Origin of the sequence: Gloeothece verrucosa PCC 7822 (assembly GCF_000147335.1) — a bacterium.
In the GTDB taxonomy this organism is placed as follows: Bacteria; Cyanobacteriota; Cyanobacteriia; order Cyanobacteriales; family Microcystaceae; genus Gloeothece; species Gloeothece verrucosa.
In genome coordinates this window covers 4,772,532-4,793,374 of record NC_014501.1, presented here as the reverse complement: position 1 = coordinate 4,793,374, position 20,843 = coordinate 4,772,532, and the positions used below count along the sequence as shown (strand labels likewise).

Sequence of the window (20,843 nt, the reverse complement as noted above, 5' to 3'; positions counted from 1 at the left end):
TCCTAGACAAGTCTTTCTAAAGTTTCTAGTAACATTTCTTGGTTGAATTGATCTTTGACAATATAGGCGTTTGCCCCGGCAGAAGCTCCCCGACGCTTATCGTCTTCGGATGCTAAAGAAGTCACGAGAATAACGGGAAGTTCTCGATATTCGGGATGCTGTCGAATTTTAGCGACAAATTCTAAGCCATCCATATTGGGCATTTGTACGTCAGAAATAACTGCATCAAAGTCCCGAGTTCTCAGCTTGTTGTAGCCATCCATACCATCCACAGCAACCACGACTTCATAACCGGCTTTTTCAAGAATGCGTTTTTCTTGAGTACGAACGGCGATGGAATCTTCGGTTAAGAGAATGACCGGTTTAACGACGCTTTCTGCTTCTTTTTCCGTTTCAGATTCGACTACAGCAATATCGGATTTGGCCACAGACTTGAGGATGTCAGGTGGATTAATAATCATACAAACATCCCCAGTCCCCAAAATGGTTGCGCCGATGATATTGCGTACCCGTTTTAAAATGTCGCTTTGGGGTTTAATGACTACATCGAGAACTTCTAATAAATCATCGATGATCAGTGCTAATTGGTCTGATTCGACTTTCAACACCACCAGGGAAATGAACCGTTCTTTTTTTAAAGACCGTTTTTTTGCACTGATTCCGGAAATCACCTCGGGTAATTCCAACACTTCCCCCATTTTGGCCACAGAAATGGCTTCATCTTTTAGGGAAATCGTGGGCCGTCCTTCTAAGGTATAGATATCTTCAGGACTCACTAATAAAGTTTGTCGAACGAATTCTAAAGGAATGGCGTGGATGATTCCATTAACGGTGACTAACATCACCTGTAAAGTTGCAACAGAACTTCGCATTTGCATCCGAAATGTGCAACCATGATCAGGAATTGACTCGAGTTGAATATTCCCTTTGAGTCGTTCGACATTAGTACGGACTACATCTAACCCGACTCCTCGGCCAGAGATTTCTGTGATAAAGGTTCGGGTAGAGAACCCTGGGGTAAAAATTAAATACTTTAATTGAGTTGGGGTTAAATTGGCTAATTCTTCAGGGCGGTAAAGTTTGCGCTTAATGGCCGTTTGTTTAATTTCTTCTACATCTAATCCCCGTCCATCATCGGCTACTTCGATGACAATATTACTTCCTCGTCTATAACCTCGCAGCCAGATTTTTCCTAACAGGGGTTTGGCCATCTGTTGGCGTTCTTCTGGGGTTTCAATGCCGTGATCTATAGCATTACGGAGCAAATGCAGGAGGGGGTCTTTGATTTCTTCGAGAATTTGTTTATCAACTTGAATGTCTCCCCCTTCTATGACTAACTCTACCTGTTTGCCCTGTTCTTTGCCTAAGTCTCTCACAAAGCGAGGGAATAGGTTAAAAACGGTGGATAAGGGTAATAATCTTAGGGTACGAACCCGATCATCTAATTCTCGAGAAATCAGGTCTAATCGCGTCTGGTTTTCAGGCGCAATCGCGGAAAGATGGTTAATAATGCCGTCTAAGCGTTCCCAAGAGCTTTGCAGTCTGCCTCCCCATTTGTGCCGCTCACGCTGTCCGAGTCGCGGTTTCCATTCTTCCCAGAGGGTCGTTAATTCGCGGATTTCCTCACTGGCATGGGCTAAACGGGTTTTGGTTACCGTTAATTCTCCCGCTTGGGTCATTAATGAGTCTAGGTGGCGCACATTAACCCGAAGGGTATCAATACGATAGGGTTCACTGGGTACTGTTATCCCTTGTACGGCCTGCAAGCTTTCTACCTCGGGTGCCGGTGCGGCTTTTTGTTGCGGCGGTTTTGAGGCAGGAGGAGAGGGCTGAGGTTTTTTGCCGGGTGTGAGTAGTGCGCTTAAGAGTTGTACTATGCCATTGGGGTCTATACCACTGGGTTCACCGGTGACGGCCTCTTTAACTAAAAGGGCGATGGCTTCTAATCCTTGGTTGAGACGGTTACTCGCGGCGGTAAAGGCAATTTCATGACCTTTGACTCGTTCTAGAACTTCCTCAACTTTGTGAATGAGGCTTTCTAAATCTTGTCGTCCGACTATGCGAGAATCTAACTCAAAGCTTTGTGCTTCTTGTAATAATGCTTCTATAGAGTTTTCATCAAAGGGATGTTTTTCTAATACCTGTAAGCCGGCTTTGAGTTTGCTCAAGTGTTCTTCACTCGATAGTTTATAGATATCCCGTAAATCTTCATCTTGAATAAACCAATTATTGCTGTTTTTTGAGCCATTTCCATTCCCGTTTCCGTTTGTGTGAGGAATAGGGGCTTGCTCTTGGGGTTTTGGGGATAAATGCGCTAGGAGTTGCTCTACATCGACTCCACTCGGTTCATCGGTGACGGCTTCATGGACTAATTTTCGCATTGCGTCCACAGTCCGATAGAGACTATCACTAATAGCTGGCGTTAGGGTTATGTCCTGGCTTTTAATACTTCCGAGAATTTCTTCGAGTTTATGGGAGAGCATTTCAACGCTTCTAACGCCGGTTACTCGAGAATCTCCTTTGAGACTGTGAGCTTCTCTGAGTAAGGTTTGTAGCACTACCTCAGAGTCGGGTTTTTTTTCTAATTCCAGCAAAAGAGCTTCTAGGTTTTGTAGATGCTCTTTACCGGAAATCTCATATACTTCGCGCAGTTCTTCGTCTTCAATCATAATCGTTTCTAGCCATTAGGTTATTAGTTATTGGTTATTAGTCATGGGTTCTGCCTTCACACCATTGCTTTGAGTTCATTGGCTTTCTCATTGAGTTTTTGGGTTCCTACTTTGGTTTGTGTGATGCCGCTTGCCGTTTGGGCAGCCGCTTGGTTGAGTAGGTTCATTTCATCAACCACTTGTTCAACCCCTACTGCTTGTTGTTTAGCATTGAGAGAAATTTGTTGTACACTAACGGCGACTTCGTCCACAGCATTAGCAACGCTGCTAAAGGTTGCAGCCATGTTTTGCAGCCCTGTTAATTCTTCTTCAACGGTTTGTGAACCGGATTGAGTGGCTTTTACAGTGTTCGTAAAGGCTCTTTGAATTTCAGCTACTAAATTATTAATTTTTTCGGCTGATTGTTTGCTGCCTTCGGCTAATTTACGAATTTCCGCCGCCACTACCCCAAAACCTTTGCCTTGTTCTCCGGCTCGCACGGCTTCTACAGAAGCGTTTAGGGCTAACATATTGGTTTGATCGGCTATTTCAGCAACCACTTGTTGATAGGTATCGATTTGGGAAAGTTGTTGATTGAGAAAGGCGATCGCACTGCTAATGCTGCCGACTTTTTCTTTTAAGTCTTCCATGCCGGCTAGGGTTTGGGCTACCGCTTGTCTGCCTTCATGAGAAAGTTGTAGCACTTGTTGGGCACCCTGAGCGGCAGTAAAAGCTTGTTGAGCCGATTGTTGGGATGATATTTTCAGTTCATCCATTGTGGTTGTGGTTTTGTTAACCGAGGAGGCTTGTCTTTCAGCGAGTCGTTCTTGTTCTTCGGTGGCTGTGGCGATTTCTGTGGAGGTTTGCGCGACGGTGTTAACTGTATCTCTTAATGTGGCGACGATTAAGCGATTGACGAAGAGTCTAATGGGTAGCAATACGATTACGATGGTAGCCACACTCAAAACAATGAGAACGCTAGTCATCAACAAAAAGATTCCTGTCGCTTTTGCTCGTTCTTCTTGGGCTACTTCTAGCTGTAGATCACTCAATTGTTGTATTTTTGCGCTGAGAGGATCGATATATTGGTACAGGGGACCGTCAAATTGAGCAACTTGAGCGGCATTTCCTGATGCTAAAGCGACGAGTATTTCGCTGATTTGTGCATTGGCGGCTTTAAACAGTTGTTCGGCTTGGGCGGCGAGTTTTTCTTCTTCTTCGGTGAGGTAAGTTTGTCGATAAGCTTTCCAGTTTTCCTCAATTTTTTTTTGCGCGGCTTTAATATTGCTAAGAGCCTGATTTAAGCTGATGGTTCCGGCATGAACTTTATTCACTTGATCGACCACATCCAAACCATATTCATCAGAAATAATTTTTAACTGTTTTAAAGGAACCACTCGATCATCATAAATCGTTGCTACTTGATGATTAATTTTCCAAAATCCCCAAGTTGACCACAATCCCACTACTACTAAAAAGCCTGCCGGAAAAGCAATTGCTAATTGTATTTTACTCATTAATTTCATTTTTTCTTCTCTCCTTGTGATCTTTTCAGGTTTTTGGAATTTGTTTGGGTGTAAACTTTTTTTTCATTTTTCGTAAATAAATGTAACTAATTTTGACAATTTATTGAGCTAGTAATATATATTCATTTATCACCGGTCTGATGAGTTAAGCTCATTTTTCCTTGACAATTATAGTATTCCCAAAAATTTCTCAAAACTAACAATCTTTTTTTTCGGGAAATCTAATTAAATTGTGAAGATTTAGTCGGCGTTATTTAGATAAAGATATAAGCGCTTCGCCCTCGTATCCCTGCACAAAAATGTCCTTCAGGATATGAAGAAAAGTTAAGCCGACAAGGCTCTCTTAAAAATAAAAAGAAAACTCGCTTTTTGGGTATCTAAAGGTAAATTCTCAGTAGGTCTTCACCAAGCTACATCTTGGCGGACTCTTTGCGCGAAACAAAAAAAATGAGGTGGACACAAAGGCCCACCTCCTCAGACTCTTCCTAATCTAAAACTTCAAACGATGTCACCTCTAATACAGGGCCTATCATGGCAATAGTCATGACATCATCTCGAACGTTTCCGGTCACCTGAACCTTAGCCTGATCTTTCTTCAATTGTGAAGGAGGGTCTTTTAATTCATAAGTCTTTCCTTCTTCAGTGACTAAGGCCCAAGCCCCCATTCCCAGGGACTTGCGTTCAATTTTCCCCCTTAGAGTAATACTCATGACAGTTTCAATTCTCCTCTACTGGCCAAAAAAGCTAACCCGAAGCAGAGTAAGGCATTAATGCCTAAAAAGATGCGAGCAATCTCTGGTGAGGCGATCCATTGTAAACCGGGATCGATAGCCGCACTGACTGCTAAACAAGAGGCAACCCCTAGAGTAGTCCCGATGGCAAACCATTTTAACTTTTCATGTCCTAAGAATAGAGCAATCAAGCCAAAAGGAATTAACACACTGGCAACAATCGGGTTTAATAGAGGACTTCCCTGAATAATACTGCCTAATTCAGGAATGGAACTTCCCATGAGTCGGAAAGGCCATTGAGGTAAATCAAACACATAAAATCCTCGTAAGAAAAACAAGCCTGTACTACCCATAATCAAACCGAAATTCAACGGCAAGGCGAAGGGTAAATAAGTGCGTAAAAACCAGGCCAATAAATAAGAACCCACGATCATCAAAATTTTGGGCATTAAGGCCACTGCGCCGCCATCGAACCAAAAACGGAGGCTTAGATAGCCATTATCCCGTAACCAACGGAAAAAGTGACGCAAGGAAATTTTGCCTTTGTGGGCTAATTCTACTGATGCGGCTGCATCTAATTGACCGGCACCATAATAGTTAAAGGGATCTTCAGTGATTTTACGAGAAGATTGTAAGAGAACCTCGAGGATTTCTTGGGGATCGGATATGCCTTCAGCTTTAATTAAGGCGGCTACGGCGGCTACGTGGGGAGAGGCCATACTGGTTCCGTGTAATCCTACCCAAGCGGCTTTGCCGGTTTGAGGGTCAATGGTTTCTTGTAAAATCTCTGCGAGTTCATCCCCTCCAGGAGCCGAAATATCAACCCCTGCGCCAAAATTAGAATAAGAGGCTTTATTGCCGGCGGCATCCAAAGCGGCTACGCTGATCACTTTAGGATAACGGGCAGGGTAGGATGAGGCATTGTCACCGGAGTTGCCGGCAGCCGCAATGATCACTACTCCTTTACTATAAGCATAATCAATGGCTTGCTCCATTAATTCGCTTTCGCCTCCGCCCCCTAAACTCATATTAATGACATCTGCCCCATGATCGGCGGCAAAACGGATCGCTTCGGCAATATCGGCCACGGTTCCTCCTCCGCCGGCCGATAAGACTTTTAGCGGCATGATTTTGGCTTTGTAAGCGATGCCGGCTACCCCATAATTATTATTGGTGGATTGGGCAATGGTTCCGGCTACATGAGTTCCGTGCCCATTGTCGTCTGTTGCATCGTTCTTGTCATTAACAAAGTCGTATCCTTCGACAAATTCTGTTTCTTCTAAGTCGGGTACTCGACTCACGCCTGTATCGATCACCGCAACGGTTATTCCTTCGCCTTGGGTTTCATCCCATGCCTTTTCTACATTAATACTGCGGAAGTTCCACTGTTTGCTGTAGTCTGGGTCGTTGGGCACTTCTAAGGCACTATATATATAGTTAGGTTCAATATACTCTACATATTCTTTCAAAGAAGAGTTGCGTAGAGCCGTTATAAAGGCTTTATCCCCACTGACAGTATAAACATTTCCGTCCACCGAAAATATACTGTTGAGGCTGGCTGTTTTTTTGTATTTTGACGCGAGTGCGTCTAATTGTTGACTAATAACAGCCGTCGGAATATCTTCTCGAAAATTTAGCACAACCGAGTCATATTCTCCCTTATTGGCTAATCCTTTAAAATTGAATAGGGCAAATCCTACTCCTATGATAAATAAGCACAGTAACAAAAACTTCTTCATCTTTAAGCTACCTACCCGGCTCAAATTCAGTGTTTAACTTTACTTTTGTTTCGTTAACATCTAGTGGCAAAGACTTATTTTCTTTACATTCCTCCTAGAGCATAATTTTATCTTTTGGTGCTAGTTTGACTACTAGCATAACCCATCCACCGTCAAATAGGAAACAAAAAAAACCCGTCATCAGCCATACTGTTAAGGGTTTGTCAAGTTTATATTTTTTAACATCATGTTTTTCAGTTACGTCTAAATACTGATAAGACCCCAAAAAAGTGTTAATTATTTTTTCGGTTGAATTCTCGAACAACTCCGATCACCTATCATTAAACCATCAAAGAAATTTGTCAAATTGAAAATAAAGAATTTCACCAAAAGTGTCAAAGCTTTTTCTGTCATCAGCAAAAATGGGTGAGATGCAAATTTAAATACTCTATCTTAAGTTATATTTTTGATTGTTAAATTTCCCCGAAAATTCTTCGGATTCTGCAATATAAATAAATATTGGATAGGGAACTTATTATTTGCTATAGTGAAGATATCAGTCAAGTGAAAATTGTATTCAAGAGTTATGGCATTAGAATTAAAAGTACCCAGTATTGCCTGTTCCGGTTGTGCAGATACCATTACTAAAGCGATCAAAACAGTGGAACCAGAAGCTAATGTAAAGGTTGATGTTGAGGCAAAAACCGTTGCAGTGGAAGCCAAAGCGTCAGAAGAATCTATCAAACAAGCCATTACAGCAACCGGTCACACAATAGAATAAATCAAGCGCCGAGTTTTTCCGGCAAAAAAATAGAGATGTTGCCGACAACGTCTCTATAGCAATTAAAGACAGTATTACATAAAAAGGAGGATTGCTATATAATTTTAGTGAACTTGTTAAGATCAGCTTTTGTACTCAGTGCTAATCAGTCATGAGGATTGAGCAACTTGGTTTATTCCCTGCTTCAGAATCAAACAATTCATATTTATCTATAGAAGGTAAATTACCCACGCACGTCGCTACGCTGTGTGCGGGGCTTTCAGTAGCCCTTCAGATATCGTACAAGACAATATTTGAGAACCTCTAGGCTGAGTTACTGAGCAGCCCCAAAGTCTAATCATTTCTGCACCGTTTCTATCTGCATCGCCTAACCATCCACAAACCTTATTGCTGCATTTAAAATTTTTGTTACTTCTAACACCAAATTCTCCTCTAAAAATTTACTCGCTCGGATTTCAACCAGCTAAATCTATTCCAGAAATTAGTCGCTGGTTTTTACATAAATATGGAACTCGTTCTTTTACTATTTTAGAACCTTTTGCAGGCTCGGGAACAACGATTCTTGAAAGTCTTCTTTATGGAGCATCGGTTTACTAGCTAGACTATCATCCTTTAAGTCGTTTAATTTGTCAGGTAAAAACCACGCCCATTGATGTACAAGAAGTTTTAGAAGCCGCTTCTAAAATTATAATTAAAGCGACTGCTCAACAGTATTCTCCCTGTACAATTAAGTTTAAAAATAAAGATTTTTGGTTTCAAAAACAGGTTCAAGAAGGTTTAGAAATTCTTCGAGAACAGATTTTAACAATCCCTGAATCATTACAGCCTATTCTTTGGTTGGCTTTGGCTTCAACGGTTAGAAAAACCTCAGATATGAATGATGGGATGATTTTAGCGGCAAAACGTTCTCATATAGAACAAATTCCCAAACGTTCTCGTCAAGATGTCTATCAATATTTTAAGTTTTATGTTGATAAAGCAATTGAAGCCATCAGCGAATGGCAGTATCGAGTTAAAAACTTAAACAAGGCTTATCAACTTCCTATTAATAATGCTAAAGATATACAAACTTCTCAATTATGCGATGCGGTCATTACTTCACCCCCTTATATTAATGCTATAGATTATGTGTGGGCTTCTAAATTTGAATTACATTGGCTAGGGATGGTCAAAAATGATCAGGATAGATTAAATTTATATTCTCAGGAAATTGGCACAGAGAGATTAGACAGAAAAGCCTGTCAAGAGTTAGGGATAACTGGAAATGCCTATCTTGATAAGTTAATAGAAAATATTTATTTTTGCAAAAATTATCAAGCTTCAAAAGGACAAAATCAACTGAGATCGAGAGTGGTTTATCAATATTTTTTAGATATGAAAAACCACTTAATGAAAAGCTTTAACTGTCTTAAATTTGGAGGATATTATTGCTTTTCTATAGGAGATGTCAATAAAATTTGTGGCGTTGATATTCCGGTAGCACAGCTATTAACTGAATTAGCCTGCGAAGTCGGATTTCGACAAAATTTTCAATTTCATCTATTGCTTAAAAATCGAAAATTAAATCTTCCTAGAAATGTGAATTGGGCAGGCACAATCAAACATGATACTATAGTGGTTTTAGAAAAATATAGCAATCGAAGTATAGATTAGGACATGAGCGTTGAAACTGTTCCCCCCTTATCAAGGGCAGGGCTGTTTCATATTCCCAAACGCTGCCACCCTGAAGGGTGCAGCTACACGAACGAAGCCCGCAGGAGCGGGCTAAATTATTTGTTATTAATAAATATTAAATATTGAAGCCTGCGTAGGCAGGCTTTGTCCGTATAGCCCGACCCTTCAGGGTCAGGGAATTTATCTATTTAACCTTTGTGCCGCTTAGGTTGGCGAAACTGATAAACATCTTTAATCACTTGAACCCATCCATTACTAACAGATTCGAGAAGACGATCCCCTTTTTCGCGGCTGGCGGCAGTAGCATCTCCCATCACGCCGCTTTGGCTTAACTCGGCTGTCAACCAAGCAAAAGGTAACTTTCCTTCCATAGAGAGCAAACTATCTGCCGGTAAACCTTGGGGATATTCCTTGACGGCCTGATCCATTTTGACTTGTTCCGGCAACAAAGAGAGCAAAATACTCGTTTCAGCATCTCCTGCATGGATACCATATTCTAACTCTTGAGGGGTGAGTAATTCTTTAGCAATATGAGGAACTCGCCAGGTAAACAGAGGAAAAACGCTAAAATCGGGATATTGCTGGTGTAGGTCTCTAGCGGCAATTTCCATAATTTGGGGTTGCCCCCCGTGAGAATTCATCAATACCAATTTACGGAAACCTGAACGATAGAGACTCTGGGCCATTTCTTGGATAACCGATAACAAGGTTTGGGCGCTGAGGGTAATAGTGCCTGGAAAATGCCAATGTTCGTTAGATTTTCCATAATATAAACAGGGTAAAGCATAAGCCGGAATTTCAGCATCTAATTTTAACAGTGCCTTTCCCAAGACTCCCATACTGATAGCCGAATCAACAATAATCGGTAAATGGGGCCCATGTTGTTCAATAGCACCCACAGGCTGAATAATCACCACATTTTCCTTATCTGGCATGGCCTGAATATCTGTCCAGGTTAGATAAGGAAAAAAACGCTTTGGAGGAATAAAACCGTGCATCATCGCCAAAGTTAGTCCAAAAAATAGTTAGTTATGCCTAGATTAAGGTGATAAACGCTCAATCACCCAAGTTCCCTCAACACTTAAACGATAGCGTAGACGATCATGTAAGCGGCTAGGCCGGCCACACCAAAATTCCATCAGGTCCGGAACCACTCTCAAACCTCCCCAATGGGGCGGGCGAGGGATTTCTTGGTCACGATATTTTTCTTTTAAGAGTTCTAAACGCTGTTCTAAAACCTCTCGACTTTCCACCACTTGACTTTGAGGGGAAGCTAAAGCACCGAGACGAGATAATAGAGGGCGAGAAGCAAAATAAGCATCTGAGTCTTGGGGAGAAACTTTTTCCACCTTTCCCTCGATGCGAACTTGACGTTCTAAAACATCCCACCAAAAAACTAACGCCGCCCAAGGATTTTGGGCTAATTGTTGTCCCTTAGCACTGTCATAGTTGGTAAAAAAAACAAAACCTCGCTCATCAAAATCTTTTAGTAATACCATTCTCGCCTTGGGTTTACCCTCAGCGTCAACCGTTGCTATAGTCATCGCATTAGGCTCAAGTAAACCGGCACAGAGGGCTTGGTCAAACCAGAGTCGAAACTGTAAAAATGGGTTAGGATTCGCATCGGCTAAGCTTAAGCCAGCAAGGGTATAATTTTGCCGTAAATCAGCGATTGATTGATCCATCGTTCACTCATCTTTATTAATCCATTTCTTTAATATTATGACCACAACACCGGCTCAAGCAGCGATTGCCACTTTAATCGAAATGGCACAACAAGGGGAAATAGACCCTTGGGATGTACAAGTTATTGATGTTATTGACCGTTTTTTAGTGGAGTTAGGATTGCCGGATGACCTAGATTCGGCTGATCAACAAGGCAATTTATCTCGTTCAGGACAAACTTTTTTATGGGCTTCGATGCTGGTATTACTCAAAGCAGATACCCTAGAAAGTTTAGAAAACGAAGAAGAACCAGAAAGCCTCATCGAACCTGAAGAATTAGAAAACGAAGCCCAAAAACGTCGTTTACCCCTCGATTTAGAACGGCACATCAAAAGACGTAAAAGTGCCCCTCCCTTACGTAAACGTCGAGTTACCCTCAGTGAGTTGATCGGACAATTAGAACAAATTGCCAGCCAATTAGAAAAAGCTTCACCTTCTCCTGTCTCGAAAAGCCATCGTTCTGTATCTCGACGCGAAGCACTTAGAGTCATTACCCAACTAGCACACCAAGAAAATTTAACCGAATTAGCCAACCAATTAGATCAATTTCTCCGCATAGAATTGCCTCTACTGACTGGAAATCAAAATTCTCTTGAGCTAGAAGAATTGTTACATTGTTGGAAGGTTGACCCAGATCAATCCGCCAAAAACCCGGATCGAGTGGGGGTTTTTTGGGCACTTTTATTACTGTCTTCTCAATCCAAGGTAGAGTTATCCCAAAGCGAATTTTATCAAGATTTACAAATTCGAGTCCTAGTGTAGAAACTTTGTTTGTCGAGATGCTAAACTGGTCTCATTATCATCAAATTTACTCTGGCATAACCAATATAAGGAAGAACTATTCATGAAAGCCATGATTCTGGCGGCTGGAAAAGGGACTCGTGTACGTCCTATCACCTATACAACTCCTAAACCGTTAATACCGATCTTACAAAAACCGGTCATGGAATTCCTGCTGGAATTACTACGTCAACATGGCTTTGACCAAATTATGGTGAATGTCAGTCATCTAGCAGAAGAAATAGAAAGCTATTTTCGAGATGGTCAGCGCTTCGGAGTTCAGATTGGCTATTCCTGTGAAGGATACATCGGCGAAGATGGCAAGTTAGTGGGAGAAGCTTTAGGATCAGCCGGGGGAATTAAACGTATTCAAGATTTTAATCCTTTCTTTGATGAAACCTTTGTGGTTCTTTGTGGAGATGCTTTAATCGATCTCGATTTAACCGCCGCCGTTAAATGGCACAAAGAAAAAGGCTCGATCGCTACAGTCATTACTAAAACTGTCTCTAAAGAAGAAGTCTCTAGTTATGGGGTAGTGGTGAGCGATCAAGAAGGACGTATTAAAAGTTTCCAAGAAAAACCCTCTGTAGAAGAAGCTCTTAGCACCGAGATCAACACCGGTATTTATATTTTTGAGCCTGAAGTGATCGATTTTATTCCGCCTAATCAAAAATATGATATAGGAGGTGAATTGTTCCCGAAATTAGTAGAAAAAGGGGCCCCTTTCTATGCCTTAAATATGGAATTTGAATGGGTGGATATTGGAAAGGTTCCTGACTATTGGCACGCTATCCGAGGGGTATTAAATCGAGAAATTAAAAATGTTGCTATTCCGGGTATTGAAGTTAAACCGGGCATTTTTACAGGGCTAAATATCGCCGTTAACTGGGATAAAGTGGAAGTCACCGGACCCGTCTATATTGGCAGTATGACCCGCATCGAAGACGGTGCTAAGATTATTGGACCTACCATGATAGGCCCTAATTGTTGGATTTGTAGTGGAGCCACTGTAGACAATAGCGTGATTTTTGAATATTCTCGTTTAGGCCCCGGAGTTCGCTTGGTGGATAAATTAGTCTTTGGGCGCTATTGTGTCGATAAAACCGGAGCCGCCATTGATGTACAAGCGGCTGCCTTAGATTGGTTAATTACCGACGCTCGTCAAGTTTTCTCTTCCGAAAATGGACAAAGACAAAAAGCGATTGCTGATTTACTCAATCAGGGAATTTAGTCAGTGCAGACGCTCCTTAAAATAACGTTGATACAATTGACAACTCACGCTTACCTCATTATTATGCAGTCGCACTAAACCCATACTTTTGAGTTTAAATTTTTGGCTTGGCTCGAGCATGACTGACTCTGATGAGCTTAAAACTTGGGCAAAAGCTCTCTGAAGTTCACTATGCTGTTGTAACTGCCCTAGCAGTCTATGTAAATGCTCTATATATATACTCGTATCTGTGTCAGCAGATTGAATCAATTCTTGGAGACTTGACTTTTTCCTCGCTATATGCTCTAGAGTTAAGCGCACTAAATAAGGATGTCCGCCCAATAAAGCCATCAGTCGGTCGCATTCAGTTACACTTAAGGTTAGCTCGTAAGCCTTGGCTAATTGTTGTACTTGTTGCACATTAAAAGGCCGTAAGTCGATCACTAATCCACCATAAAAAGGAGATTGATTAATATTAAGCGGCACATACACTTCGGTAGATTGCACCAGCACTAAACGGAGTTTTTGCCAAATACAACTAAATTTACTTTCTTCATGCCAAGAACGCAGCAGGGTGAGTAAGGTTCTAGCACTCGATAGATTTTCAAAAACTTCATTAACTTCTTCTAAAGCTAAAACCAAAGGCGTTTGCACTTGTTTGAGAAGATATTCCTGAAAAAACAACGAGCAACTCATTTTACTACCGAGATCGCTATCCCAATAATCATCGAGTTTAACCTCAAATTCAAATTGCCGGCAAATATTGGCGCATAACCAACGTAATAATTTATTAGAATCGCTCAAAATTTCTGCATCAGCTTTCTGAAAATCAATCAGAACAGTTTGATAGTTTCGAGAAGCGGCATAAGCTAAAATGCGATTTAATAAAGAGGTTTTTCCCATCTGTTTAGGCGCTTTAAGACTCACCATTGCCCCGGGTTTAGTAATCTCTTGATAACATCTCAATTCATCCGGATGACGCTCTACATAAAAGCGAGAATTTAAGGCGACACTTCCCTCGCTCAATTCCGCTTCCATCCAAGGACAAAATCCTGACAGGTTTTGAGTTAACTCCGGGTTCATCTCTAAATGGCGGCTGATATCTTTGAGCAGTTTGGCTGTATCAGATGAACTAGACCATAGCAATTGAGGAATCTGTAAAGAGTGATGTTTGAATTGCTCGTTCATAGGAGTAAGAGGAAAAAGGGGGAAAGCACTGATCCGAATCACTATCAAGGGCGGCTTTTGAGGGTTTCCTTTGCAGGTAATAGCCCATTGAATCACTTCTATCATAGATTGATCAACGATAGATTGATCAACCGGACAGGTTCCCTCTAAAAGTAGGAGGCAATAATCATAATCGTTGATCGTTGCTTTCTGTTGTGAGTCTTGCGCTTTCTCAAAGAGATTTTGCCAAGATTTGAGCGATAGTTCGTAGTTAGATAAAGCACTCTCCAAGGTTTGCACAAGGGTGACTACCGTTTCTCCATCAGGATAGAGAATTAATAATCTCTTTTTTTGAGGGGTGCTTTCTTCGCTTTTGACGGGTTGATGCGGCGGCTGAAATTCTCGGTTTTTTGAGAGATGCTGTGGACTCGATTGGGAGAGATTCCTTTCTAAAACCGAACGTACATTAGCTTTGGTGACTTTTTCGCCGATACCTTCGGTTAACAGTTTCCACAATTTTGTCGCCACTACTTGTTGGATGTAGTTTTCGGAATAGCCATGTTCGTTGGCGATTTGTTCATAGGTTTTTTTGGTGGCTAGTAATGATTCATAGAGAACCACTCGCTGTAAATCGTTGAGATGTTTTCCACTTTTGCGGTGAATCACTGTCTCAGCAAAGTTTAAGATATCATTAAGGTGCGGCTGTGAGAGGGTTTGCTCTCTGAAGGATTGAGCGGCGGTTAGTAACATAGCATTGGCGGTTGTTTTTTTGCTTTTTTACTTGTTATTAGTAATACCACTTCTGAAAAGCCGTGAGCAGTAATCTCTACCACCCCGCCTCTGTGATACTACTCACAGTATTTACCGCATGGTCTATGATTAAATCATACAAATGCCGTATTGAGGCAGCAAAACATGAATTATATAAAAATAATGCGCTTCTAGGGCATCATGAAATAGTTTCCAATTACTGTTTAAAAAATTAGTTTCATAAATATAAATTTCGTCTCCACTATCCTTTTCTTGCTCGTTTTTTAAAGCCTCATATTTCCAAGATCCTTTGCCTTTTGCTATATAATTAACTTCACTATTGCCAAAACTAAATTCTCCATTTTCTAAACTTTTTAACCAATATTTATGTCTTTTTTTACCACTTAATTCAGTGATATTTTGTAATTTTTGGGCAATAAGTTTTTGGTCAGATACCGACATAGCCGCCACTTCAGCCGCCGAATTTCCTAGGCGATAGCGTTGCATCCATTGATACATCTGTTGGGCAGCTTCTAAAAAGTCTTTTGAATTATCTCTATCGATGATTTCATTTAAGCCATTGATGTAACCCCACTTTAAAAAAGGTTTATCAGGATTTCCTAAGACTGCACCATGTCCAATGGGAAAGGCTTCACTCATAAAGGCATTAGCCATGCGTTCATAGATATTTTTTCGGAAATATTTTTTAATTTTCTCGGTTTTGGCGAGGTCGGGATTTCCTTGATCATCTAAGATTAATTTAGCTTCATTGACCTTATGATTAACGCCGGCAAACCCTTGATGTGCCCAAGTATCTGCATAGACGTGCATGGCAATTCCTAAGCGATGTAATCCATGCGGGAGATGACGCTGTTCGATACATTCTTTTAACATATCTTGGGCTACATGGCTATTAGGATAACAGATCAGTTTGTTAATAAATTTTCCTGGCGGATTTTCGTCCCGGGGTAATCCCCCATTGCCGGGCAGAAAATGAAAGGGTATCCAAACATGATGACTTGCCAGTTGCCTAAAATTCCGATAGTCTAGCCGCTTATGGGCTGAACTCCTGCGCCGAAATAAAGCACCGTTATTAAAGCGAATTACCCCTGAGTTGGTGGCATCATCGACATACTGAGCGCAATAGGCGATAATATCGGCCTGTTGATGGTTAAATCCTGCTAAACGAGCAACGGTATAAGTGACACCGTGATGGAAATCGATTTGCATAATCGCTGTTCTAAGTAGTTGGTTAACGAAGTCACAAGTCACAAGTCAAAACTCAGAAGTCGGTTTTTGTAACCCAGATTTGTGCTTAACATAGAATTTTATCCATAGTAAAGGCGACTACCAACATCAAGATGTGCCAAAAACCAAACTAAACATGATCAAAATGACCCCCCCCTGAGAAATGCTGTTAGATTGGTTGATGGTACAGTAGTTCAATTTGGTTAAAATTACCTACCCAAATCCTGTCCCCTGTCAAAATAACTCGATACAAAACCCGTCTAAGCACTTGTTTGGATTCAATGGCTAATTTCCCATGAATGTTGCTAATTTTCCTTGGTTAACTATCATTATTATTTTTCCCGTCGTTGCCTCACTGCTGATCTTTCTTTTTCCTAGTGAAGGTTCAGAGGCAGTTCAAGAAAAAACTGCCCGTACAGTGCGATGGTATGCCCTGATTGTGGGTTTAATTGATTTTGTTCTGATTGTCTATGCCTTCTATAGCGGCTATGATTTCAGTAATCCCAATCTACAACTGGTGGAAAGCTATAGTTGGATTCCTCAATTAGATTTAAAGTGGTCTGTAGGGGCTGATGGTCTCTCGATGCCTCTGATCCTTCTTACCGGCTTTATTACTACTCTAGCTATGTTAGCGGCTTGGCCAGTTACCCTCAAGCCTAGATTATTCTATTTCTTGATGCTGGCTATGTATGGCGGACAAATTGCTGTGTTTGCTGTGCAAGATATTCTTCTGTTCTTCCTGGTTTGGGAGTTGGAGTTAATTCCGGTCTATCTGTTGCTGGCAATTTGGGGCGGAAAACGCCGCCTTTATGCTTCGACGAAGTTTATTATCTATACCGCCGGCGGGTCTTTATTTATTCTCGTGGCGGGGCTAACGATGGCTTTTTATGGGGGTGATGTTACTTTTGATATGCGGGCCATTGCGGCTAAAGAGTACGCCCTGAATTTACAATTGTGGCTGTATGCGGCTTTCTTTATTGCATACGCGGTGAAGTTACCGATCTTTCCTCTCCATACTTGGTTACCGGATGCACACGGAGAAGCAACGGCACCGGTTCATATGTTACTCGCGGGTATCCTCTTAAAGATGGGAGGTTATGCCCTGGTGCGGATGAATGCGGGAATGTTACCCGATGCTCATGCGGTGTTTGCCCCCGTTTTGATTATTTTGGGGGTGGTGAATATTGTCTATGCCGCCTTGACCTCTTTTGCACAACGTAATCTCAAACGGAAAATTGCCTATTCTTCGATTTCCCACATGGGTTTTGTCTTGATAGGACTCGCTTCGTTTACCGATATAGGACTTAGTGGTGCTGTCCTACAAATGATTTCTCACGGACTGATCGGGGCAAGTTTATTCTTTATGGTGGGCGCTACCTATGACCGCACTCATACTCTGATGTTGGATGAGATGGGCGGCGTAGGTAAAAAAATGAAGAAGATGTTTGCCATGTGGACCACTTGTTCGATGGCTTCTCTGGCTTTGCCGGGTATGAGCGGCTTTGTGGCAGAATTAATGGTCTTTATTGGTTTTGCCACCAGTGATGCTTATAATTCTACTTTCCGCGTCATTATGATCTTTTTAGCGGCTATCGGGGTAATTATTACTCCGATTTATCTGCTGTCTATGCTGCGAGAAATGCTTTATGGTCCGGAAAATAAAGAGTTAGTTTCTCATCAAGCTTTGATCGATGCTGAACCCAGAGAAGTGTTTATTATTGCTTGTCTGTTGGTGCCGATTATTGGTATTGGGTTTTATCCGAAAATTGTTACTTCGATTTATGACGCAACCACTAATCAGTTAACGGCGCGGCTACGTCATTCTGTGCCGAGTTTGGTGACTGAAGCGGCTAATACTCCGATGGAACAAATGGCCTTTAAAGCGCCCGATATTCCGGTTTCTCATTAATTTTCGCTAGGGTGGGCCATGCCCACCTAATTTTTGTCCGAATATCGAGAGAGGAGTTGATCAGCGATCAATTTTGCCCAATGCCCCCCCAAAGGCAAAATCTTGCACCATTGAACTTTTTAAAAAGTCATGGGGAAACCCTAATTCTATGGCACTGACTTCATCGAGTCTTTTTAGATGTTCTGGCGATAATTCAAAGTCTAAACAGCCCAAATTCTCTTGTATATGAGATAGTTTTCTCGCCCCTATGATGGGAATAATATTGCCGGGTTGCTGACGTATCCAATTAAGCGCAACTTGAGAAGCCGCACGCCCAATTTCTTGAGCGATATTGACAACGGTTTCTGCAATTTTTAAGTCCCGTTCAGTGACTTGAATCGCCACTTGAGGGTTGCTTAAACGTCCTTCTACTGGAGTGGGTTGATTATATTTACCCGTTAGCACTCCACTGCCTAAAGGACTCCAGGCGGTAACCCCAATTCCCAAGGCTTTCGCCATCGGCAGTAAATCTCGTTCAGGAGTTCGTTCTCTGAGGGAATATTCAATCTGTAAGCCGATAAAACCTGTCCAACCCCTCCATTGTGCTAGGGTGTTGGCTTGAGCAATAATCCAAGCAGGTGTGTCTGAAACCCCTATATAAAGAACTTTTCCGGCTCTGACTAAATCGTCAAACGCCCGCATCACTTCTTCTACAGGTGTGGTAAAGTCCCAGGCATGAAGCCATAACAGATCAATATAGTCTAATTTCAGCCGCTTTAAAGAGGCGTTGACCGCTTGCACCATGTTTTTACGGTGATTGCCACCGGTATTGATTTCTCCGTTGCCTGTGTTGAGAGAATATTTAGTCGCTACTACCCAGCGATCACGCTCTCCTGCGACCAATTCCCCGACAAATTTCTCGCTCGTTCCATTGGTATATAAATTCGCTGTATCGATAAAATTCCCCCCGGCTTCGGCATAAGCTTCAAACATTTTTTGACTCTCGTCAAACGCCGCTCCCCATCCCCACTCCTCCCCAAAGGTCATGGTGCCAAGGCAGAGTTCAGATACCCTCAGTCCACTGTTACCCAAAAGTTTGTAACGCATAAATACTTATTCATTGAGTGGCAAAAAAATCATTTCATCTTGATCAATTATTGCATCCGTTTTTCGATTTAACTCAAATTGATTTGTCAACCCCTTTTTACAAATATTTACTTTACTTTATAGAACTTCATCAAAAAAAAAGCGAGCAAAATTCATAAACTTGACCCAATTGTCGAGGGAGCCAGTCTGAAACCTTTATTTGATAAGCCTTGAAAAGTAGTTTTACAAAAAAGGTTATACTTACCCTAATTATGATTTTACTATAAGCTCTGAAAAAGCGCAATTCCGTTATCTAACCGGCTTATTGAGAATCTTTTTCACACATTACGTTAGATTAAGTTGGCGATTTTTAATTTGAATTTTAAAATAAAATCAAAAAAGTAATTAATTTTACTTATAAAGAGGCAAAAATTTCAGTAGCCCCAAAAATGTGAAGACTTGTTAAAGTAAACATAAGCGAATATAACACGAAGAAAAAGGGAAACATGAAAAAAGCACTTCCCAATCTTGTCAATCGTCCTGCCTGGTGGCTACTGGCAGAGTGGATCATCGATCCGCTAAACTTGCTGCAAAAATGGGCGAAAAAATATCCAGACCTATTTACGATCAGTCTGGCGGGAATAGGAGATGAAGTGATTATTAGTAATCCCGAAATAATTGAAGAAATTTTTAATAAAGATGCAAAACAATTTCATATTGGTCGAGGCAATCAAATTATCGCTCCTTTAGTCGGACAAAATTCTCTATTGTTGATGGATGGTGAGCGGCATAAACGAGAACGAAAATTACTAATGCCATCTTTTCATGGAGAAAGATTACAAACTTATGCCCAACAGATTTGTGAAATTACTGAAGCCGTAGCGAGTCAATGGCAGGAAGGTAAGGGTTTTATTGCGCGGACGGCTATGCAGAAGATTACCCTAGAAGTGATCACACAAATAGTCTTCGGCTTGCGGGAGGGGGAAAGATATCAAAAGATTAAACCCTTATTGGCGGCGATGCTCAACTTAACCGATTCGCCCCTGCGCTCGAGTTTATTTTTTATCCCCTTTTTACAAAAAGACCTAGGGTACTGGAGTCCTGGCGGCATATTAAAACGCTATCAACTAGAAATAAGAGAACTGTTGCAAGCAGAAATAGAAGAAAAACGCCATCAAAAAGGCGAAATAGGTAAAGATATACTCAGTTTAATGATAGCGGCTAGGGATGAACAGGGAGAACCCATGAGCAACCTAGAATTAAAAGATGAACTGCTGACGCTATTATTTGTCGGTCATGAAACCACCGCCACCCTGTTAGCGTGGGCATTTTATCAAATTCACCGGCTCCCCCAGGTGCGGCAAAAAATCTTACAAGAACTCGATAGTTTAGGGGAAAATCCCAATCCCATGCAGATAACGCAACTGCCCTATTTAACCGCAGTTTGTCAAGAAACTTTGAGAATGTATCCAGTGATTCCCATTGTTTTCTCACGGATCACCAAAACAGCAATGGACATAGGAAATTATCACTTTGAACCTCAAACAATCCTAACACCGAGTATTTATCTAGTTCATTATCGAGAAGACCTTTATCCCCAACCCCAAGAATTTAAACCGGAAAGATTTTTAGAGCGTCAATATTCTCCTTCAGAATATTTTCCTTTTGGAGGAGGAAGCCGGCGCTGTTTAGGTTATGCTTTAGCTCTGCTAGAAATGAAGCTGGTGATTGCCAAAATTTTATCGGGTTATGAACTAGCTCTAGTAGATAATAAACCCGTCAAAATTACACGTAGAGGGCTGACCCTTGCTCCTTCAGGCGGCATACCCCTATTGTTGAAGTCTAAACGCCACCCTCAAGCATCATCCCCAGAAAAAACTGTTACTTTAGTGCCATAAAAATTATCTTAAA

At 41.4% G+C, this 20,843-nt stretch carries 16 protein-coding genes; 7 read left to right on the top strand and 9 right to left on the bottom strand.

Annotated features, from left to right (window positions below):
* Nucleotides 1–2 precede the first annotated feature (2 nt).
* From CYAN7822_RS21335 to CYAN7822_RS21320, 4 genes are all read right to left on the bottom strand, one after another.
* Nucleotides 3–2,669, bottom strand: a complete 2,667-nt coding sequence (locus CYAN7822_RS21335; RefSeq protein ID WP_013324326.1) for a hybrid sensor histidine kinase/response regulator — start codon at nucleotides 2,667–2,669, stop codon at nucleotides 3–5.
* A gap of 56 nt (nucleotides 2,670–2,725) precedes the next feature.
* Nucleotides 2,726–4,174: a HAMP domain-containing methyl-accepting chemotaxis protein gene (locus CYAN7822_RS21330; protein ID WP_013324325.1), complete on the bottom strand. Its 1,449-nt coding sequence runs from the start codon at nucleotides 4,172–4,174 to the stop codon at nucleotides 2,726–2,728.
* A gap of 485 nt (nucleotides 4,175–4,659) precedes the next feature.
* Nucleotides 4,660–4,884: a hypothetical protein gene (locus CYAN7822_RS21325; protein WP_013324324.1), complete on the bottom strand. Its 225-nt coding sequence runs from the start codon at nucleotides 4,882–4,884 to the stop codon at nucleotides 4,660–4,662.
* Nucleotides 4,881–6,644 (bottom strand): S8 family peptidase, encoded by a 1,764-nt coding sequence (locus CYAN7822_RS21320; protein ID WP_013324323.1) that lies wholly within the window; start codon nucleotides 6,642–6,644, stop codon nucleotides 4,881–4,883. Before CYAN7822_RS21320 ends, CYAN7822_RS21325 begins: the two co-directional genes overlap by 4 nt.
* Before the next feature lie 565 nt (nucleotides 6,645–7,209).
* Between CYAN7822_RS21320 and CYAN7822_RS21310 the strand changes: the two genes are divergently transcribed.
* From CYAN7822_RS21310 to CYAN7822_RS34765, 3 genes are all read left to right on the top strand, one after another.
* On the top strand, nucleotides 7,210–7,404 hold the full coding sequence (locus CYAN7822_RS21310; RefSeq protein ID WP_013324322.1) for a heavy-metal-associated domain-containing protein: 195 nt from the start codon (nucleotides 7,210–7,212) through the stop codon (nucleotides 7,402–7,404).
* Between the two features lie 405 nt (nucleotides 7,405–7,809).
* Nucleotides 7,810–8,001: a TRM11 family methyltransferase gene (locus tag CYAN7822_RS34770; protein ID WP_157871834.1), complete on the top strand. Its 192-nt coding sequence runs from the start codon at nucleotides 7,810–7,812 to the stop codon at nucleotides 7,999–8,001.
* Between the two features lie 246 nt (nucleotides 8,002–8,247).
* Nucleotides 8,248–9,057 (top strand): hypothetical protein, encoded by an 810-nt coding sequence (locus CYAN7822_RS34765; RefSeq protein ID WP_157871833.1) that lies wholly within the window; start codon nucleotides 8,248–8,250, stop codon nucleotides 9,055–9,057.
* A 209-nt stretch (nucleotides 9,058–9,266) separates the two neighbouring features.
* Here the strand turns inward: CYAN7822_RS34765 and CYAN7822_RS21300 are convergent, their stop codons facing one another.
* Together CYAN7822_RS21300 and pdxH are read right to left on the bottom strand one after the other, a co-directional pair.
* Complete coding sequence (locus tag CYAN7822_RS21300; RefSeq protein ID WP_013324321.1) at nucleotides 9,267–10,079, bottom strand: creatininase family protein; 813 nt, start codon at nucleotides 10,077–10,079, stop codon at nucleotides 9,267–9,269.
* A gap of 39 nt (nucleotides 10,080–10,118) precedes the next feature.
* Entirely contained in the window at nucleotides 10,119–10,763 is a 645-nt protein-coding gene (gene pdxH, locus CYAN7822_RS21295; protein ID WP_013324320.1) for a pyridoxamine 5'-phosphate oxidase, read from the bottom strand.
* 37 nt (nucleotides 10,764–10,800) lie between these two features.
* Here pdxH and CYAN7822_RS21290 point away from each other — a divergent pair, with 37 nt between their 5' ends.
* Nucleotides 10,801–11,565, top strand: a complete 765-nt coding sequence (locus CYAN7822_RS21290; RefSeq protein WP_013324319.1) for a segregation/condensation protein A — start codon at nucleotides 10,801–10,803, stop codon at nucleotides 11,563–11,565.
* 82 nt (nucleotides 11,566–11,647) lie between these two features.
* The gene (locus tag CYAN7822_RS21285; RefSeq protein WP_013324318.1) at nucleotides 11,648–12,814 is read left to right on the top strand and encodes a nucleotidyltransferase family protein; all 1,167 of its coding nucleotides are present in this window, start codon (nucleotides 11,648–11,650) and stop codon (nucleotides 12,812–12,814) included.
* On the opposite strand, the gene CYAN7822_RS21280 is transcribed toward CYAN7822_RS21285, so the two are convergent.
* Both CYAN7822_RS21280 and CYAN7822_RS21275 read right to left on the bottom strand, forming a co-directional pair.
* The gene (locus CYAN7822_RS21280) at nucleotides 12,815–14,710 is read right to left on the bottom strand and encodes an AAA-like domain-containing protein (protein WP_013324317.1); all 1,896 of its coding nucleotides are present in this window, start codon (nucleotides 14,708–14,710) and stop codon (nucleotides 12,815–12,817) included.
* Between the two features lie 129 nt (nucleotides 14,711–14,839).
* Nucleotides 14,840–15,940: a DUF6765 family protein gene (locus tag CYAN7822_RS21275; RefSeq protein WP_013324316.1), complete on the bottom strand. Its 1,101-nt coding sequence runs from the start codon at nucleotides 15,938–15,940 to the stop codon at nucleotides 14,840–14,842.
* A gap of 313 nt (nucleotides 15,941–16,253) precedes the next feature.
* On the opposite strand from CYAN7822_RS21275, the gene CYAN7822_RS21270 reads away from it, so the two are divergent.
* Entirely contained in the window at nucleotides 16,254–17,867 is a 1,614-nt protein-coding gene (locus tag CYAN7822_RS21270) for an NAD(P)H-quinone oxidoreductase subunit 4 (RefSeq protein WP_013324315.1), read from the top strand.
* Nucleotides 17,868–17,927: 60 nt separating this feature from the next.
* Here the strand turns inward: CYAN7822_RS21270 and CYAN7822_RS21265 are convergent, their stop codons facing one another.
* On the bottom strand, nucleotides 17,928–18,953 hold the full coding sequence (locus tag CYAN7822_RS21265) for an aldo/keto reductase (protein WP_013324314.1): 1,026 nt from the start codon (nucleotides 18,951–18,953) through the stop codon (nucleotides 17,928–17,930).
* Nucleotides 18,954–19,438: 485 nt separating this feature from the next.
* Between CYAN7822_RS21265 and CYAN7822_RS21260 the strand changes: the two genes are divergently transcribed.
* Nucleotides 19,439–20,830, top strand: a complete 1,392-nt coding sequence (locus CYAN7822_RS21260) for a cytochrome P450 (protein WP_013324313.1) — start codon at nucleotides 19,439–19,441, stop codon at nucleotides 20,828–20,830.
* Nucleotides 20,831–20,843 lie beyond the last annotated feature (13 nt).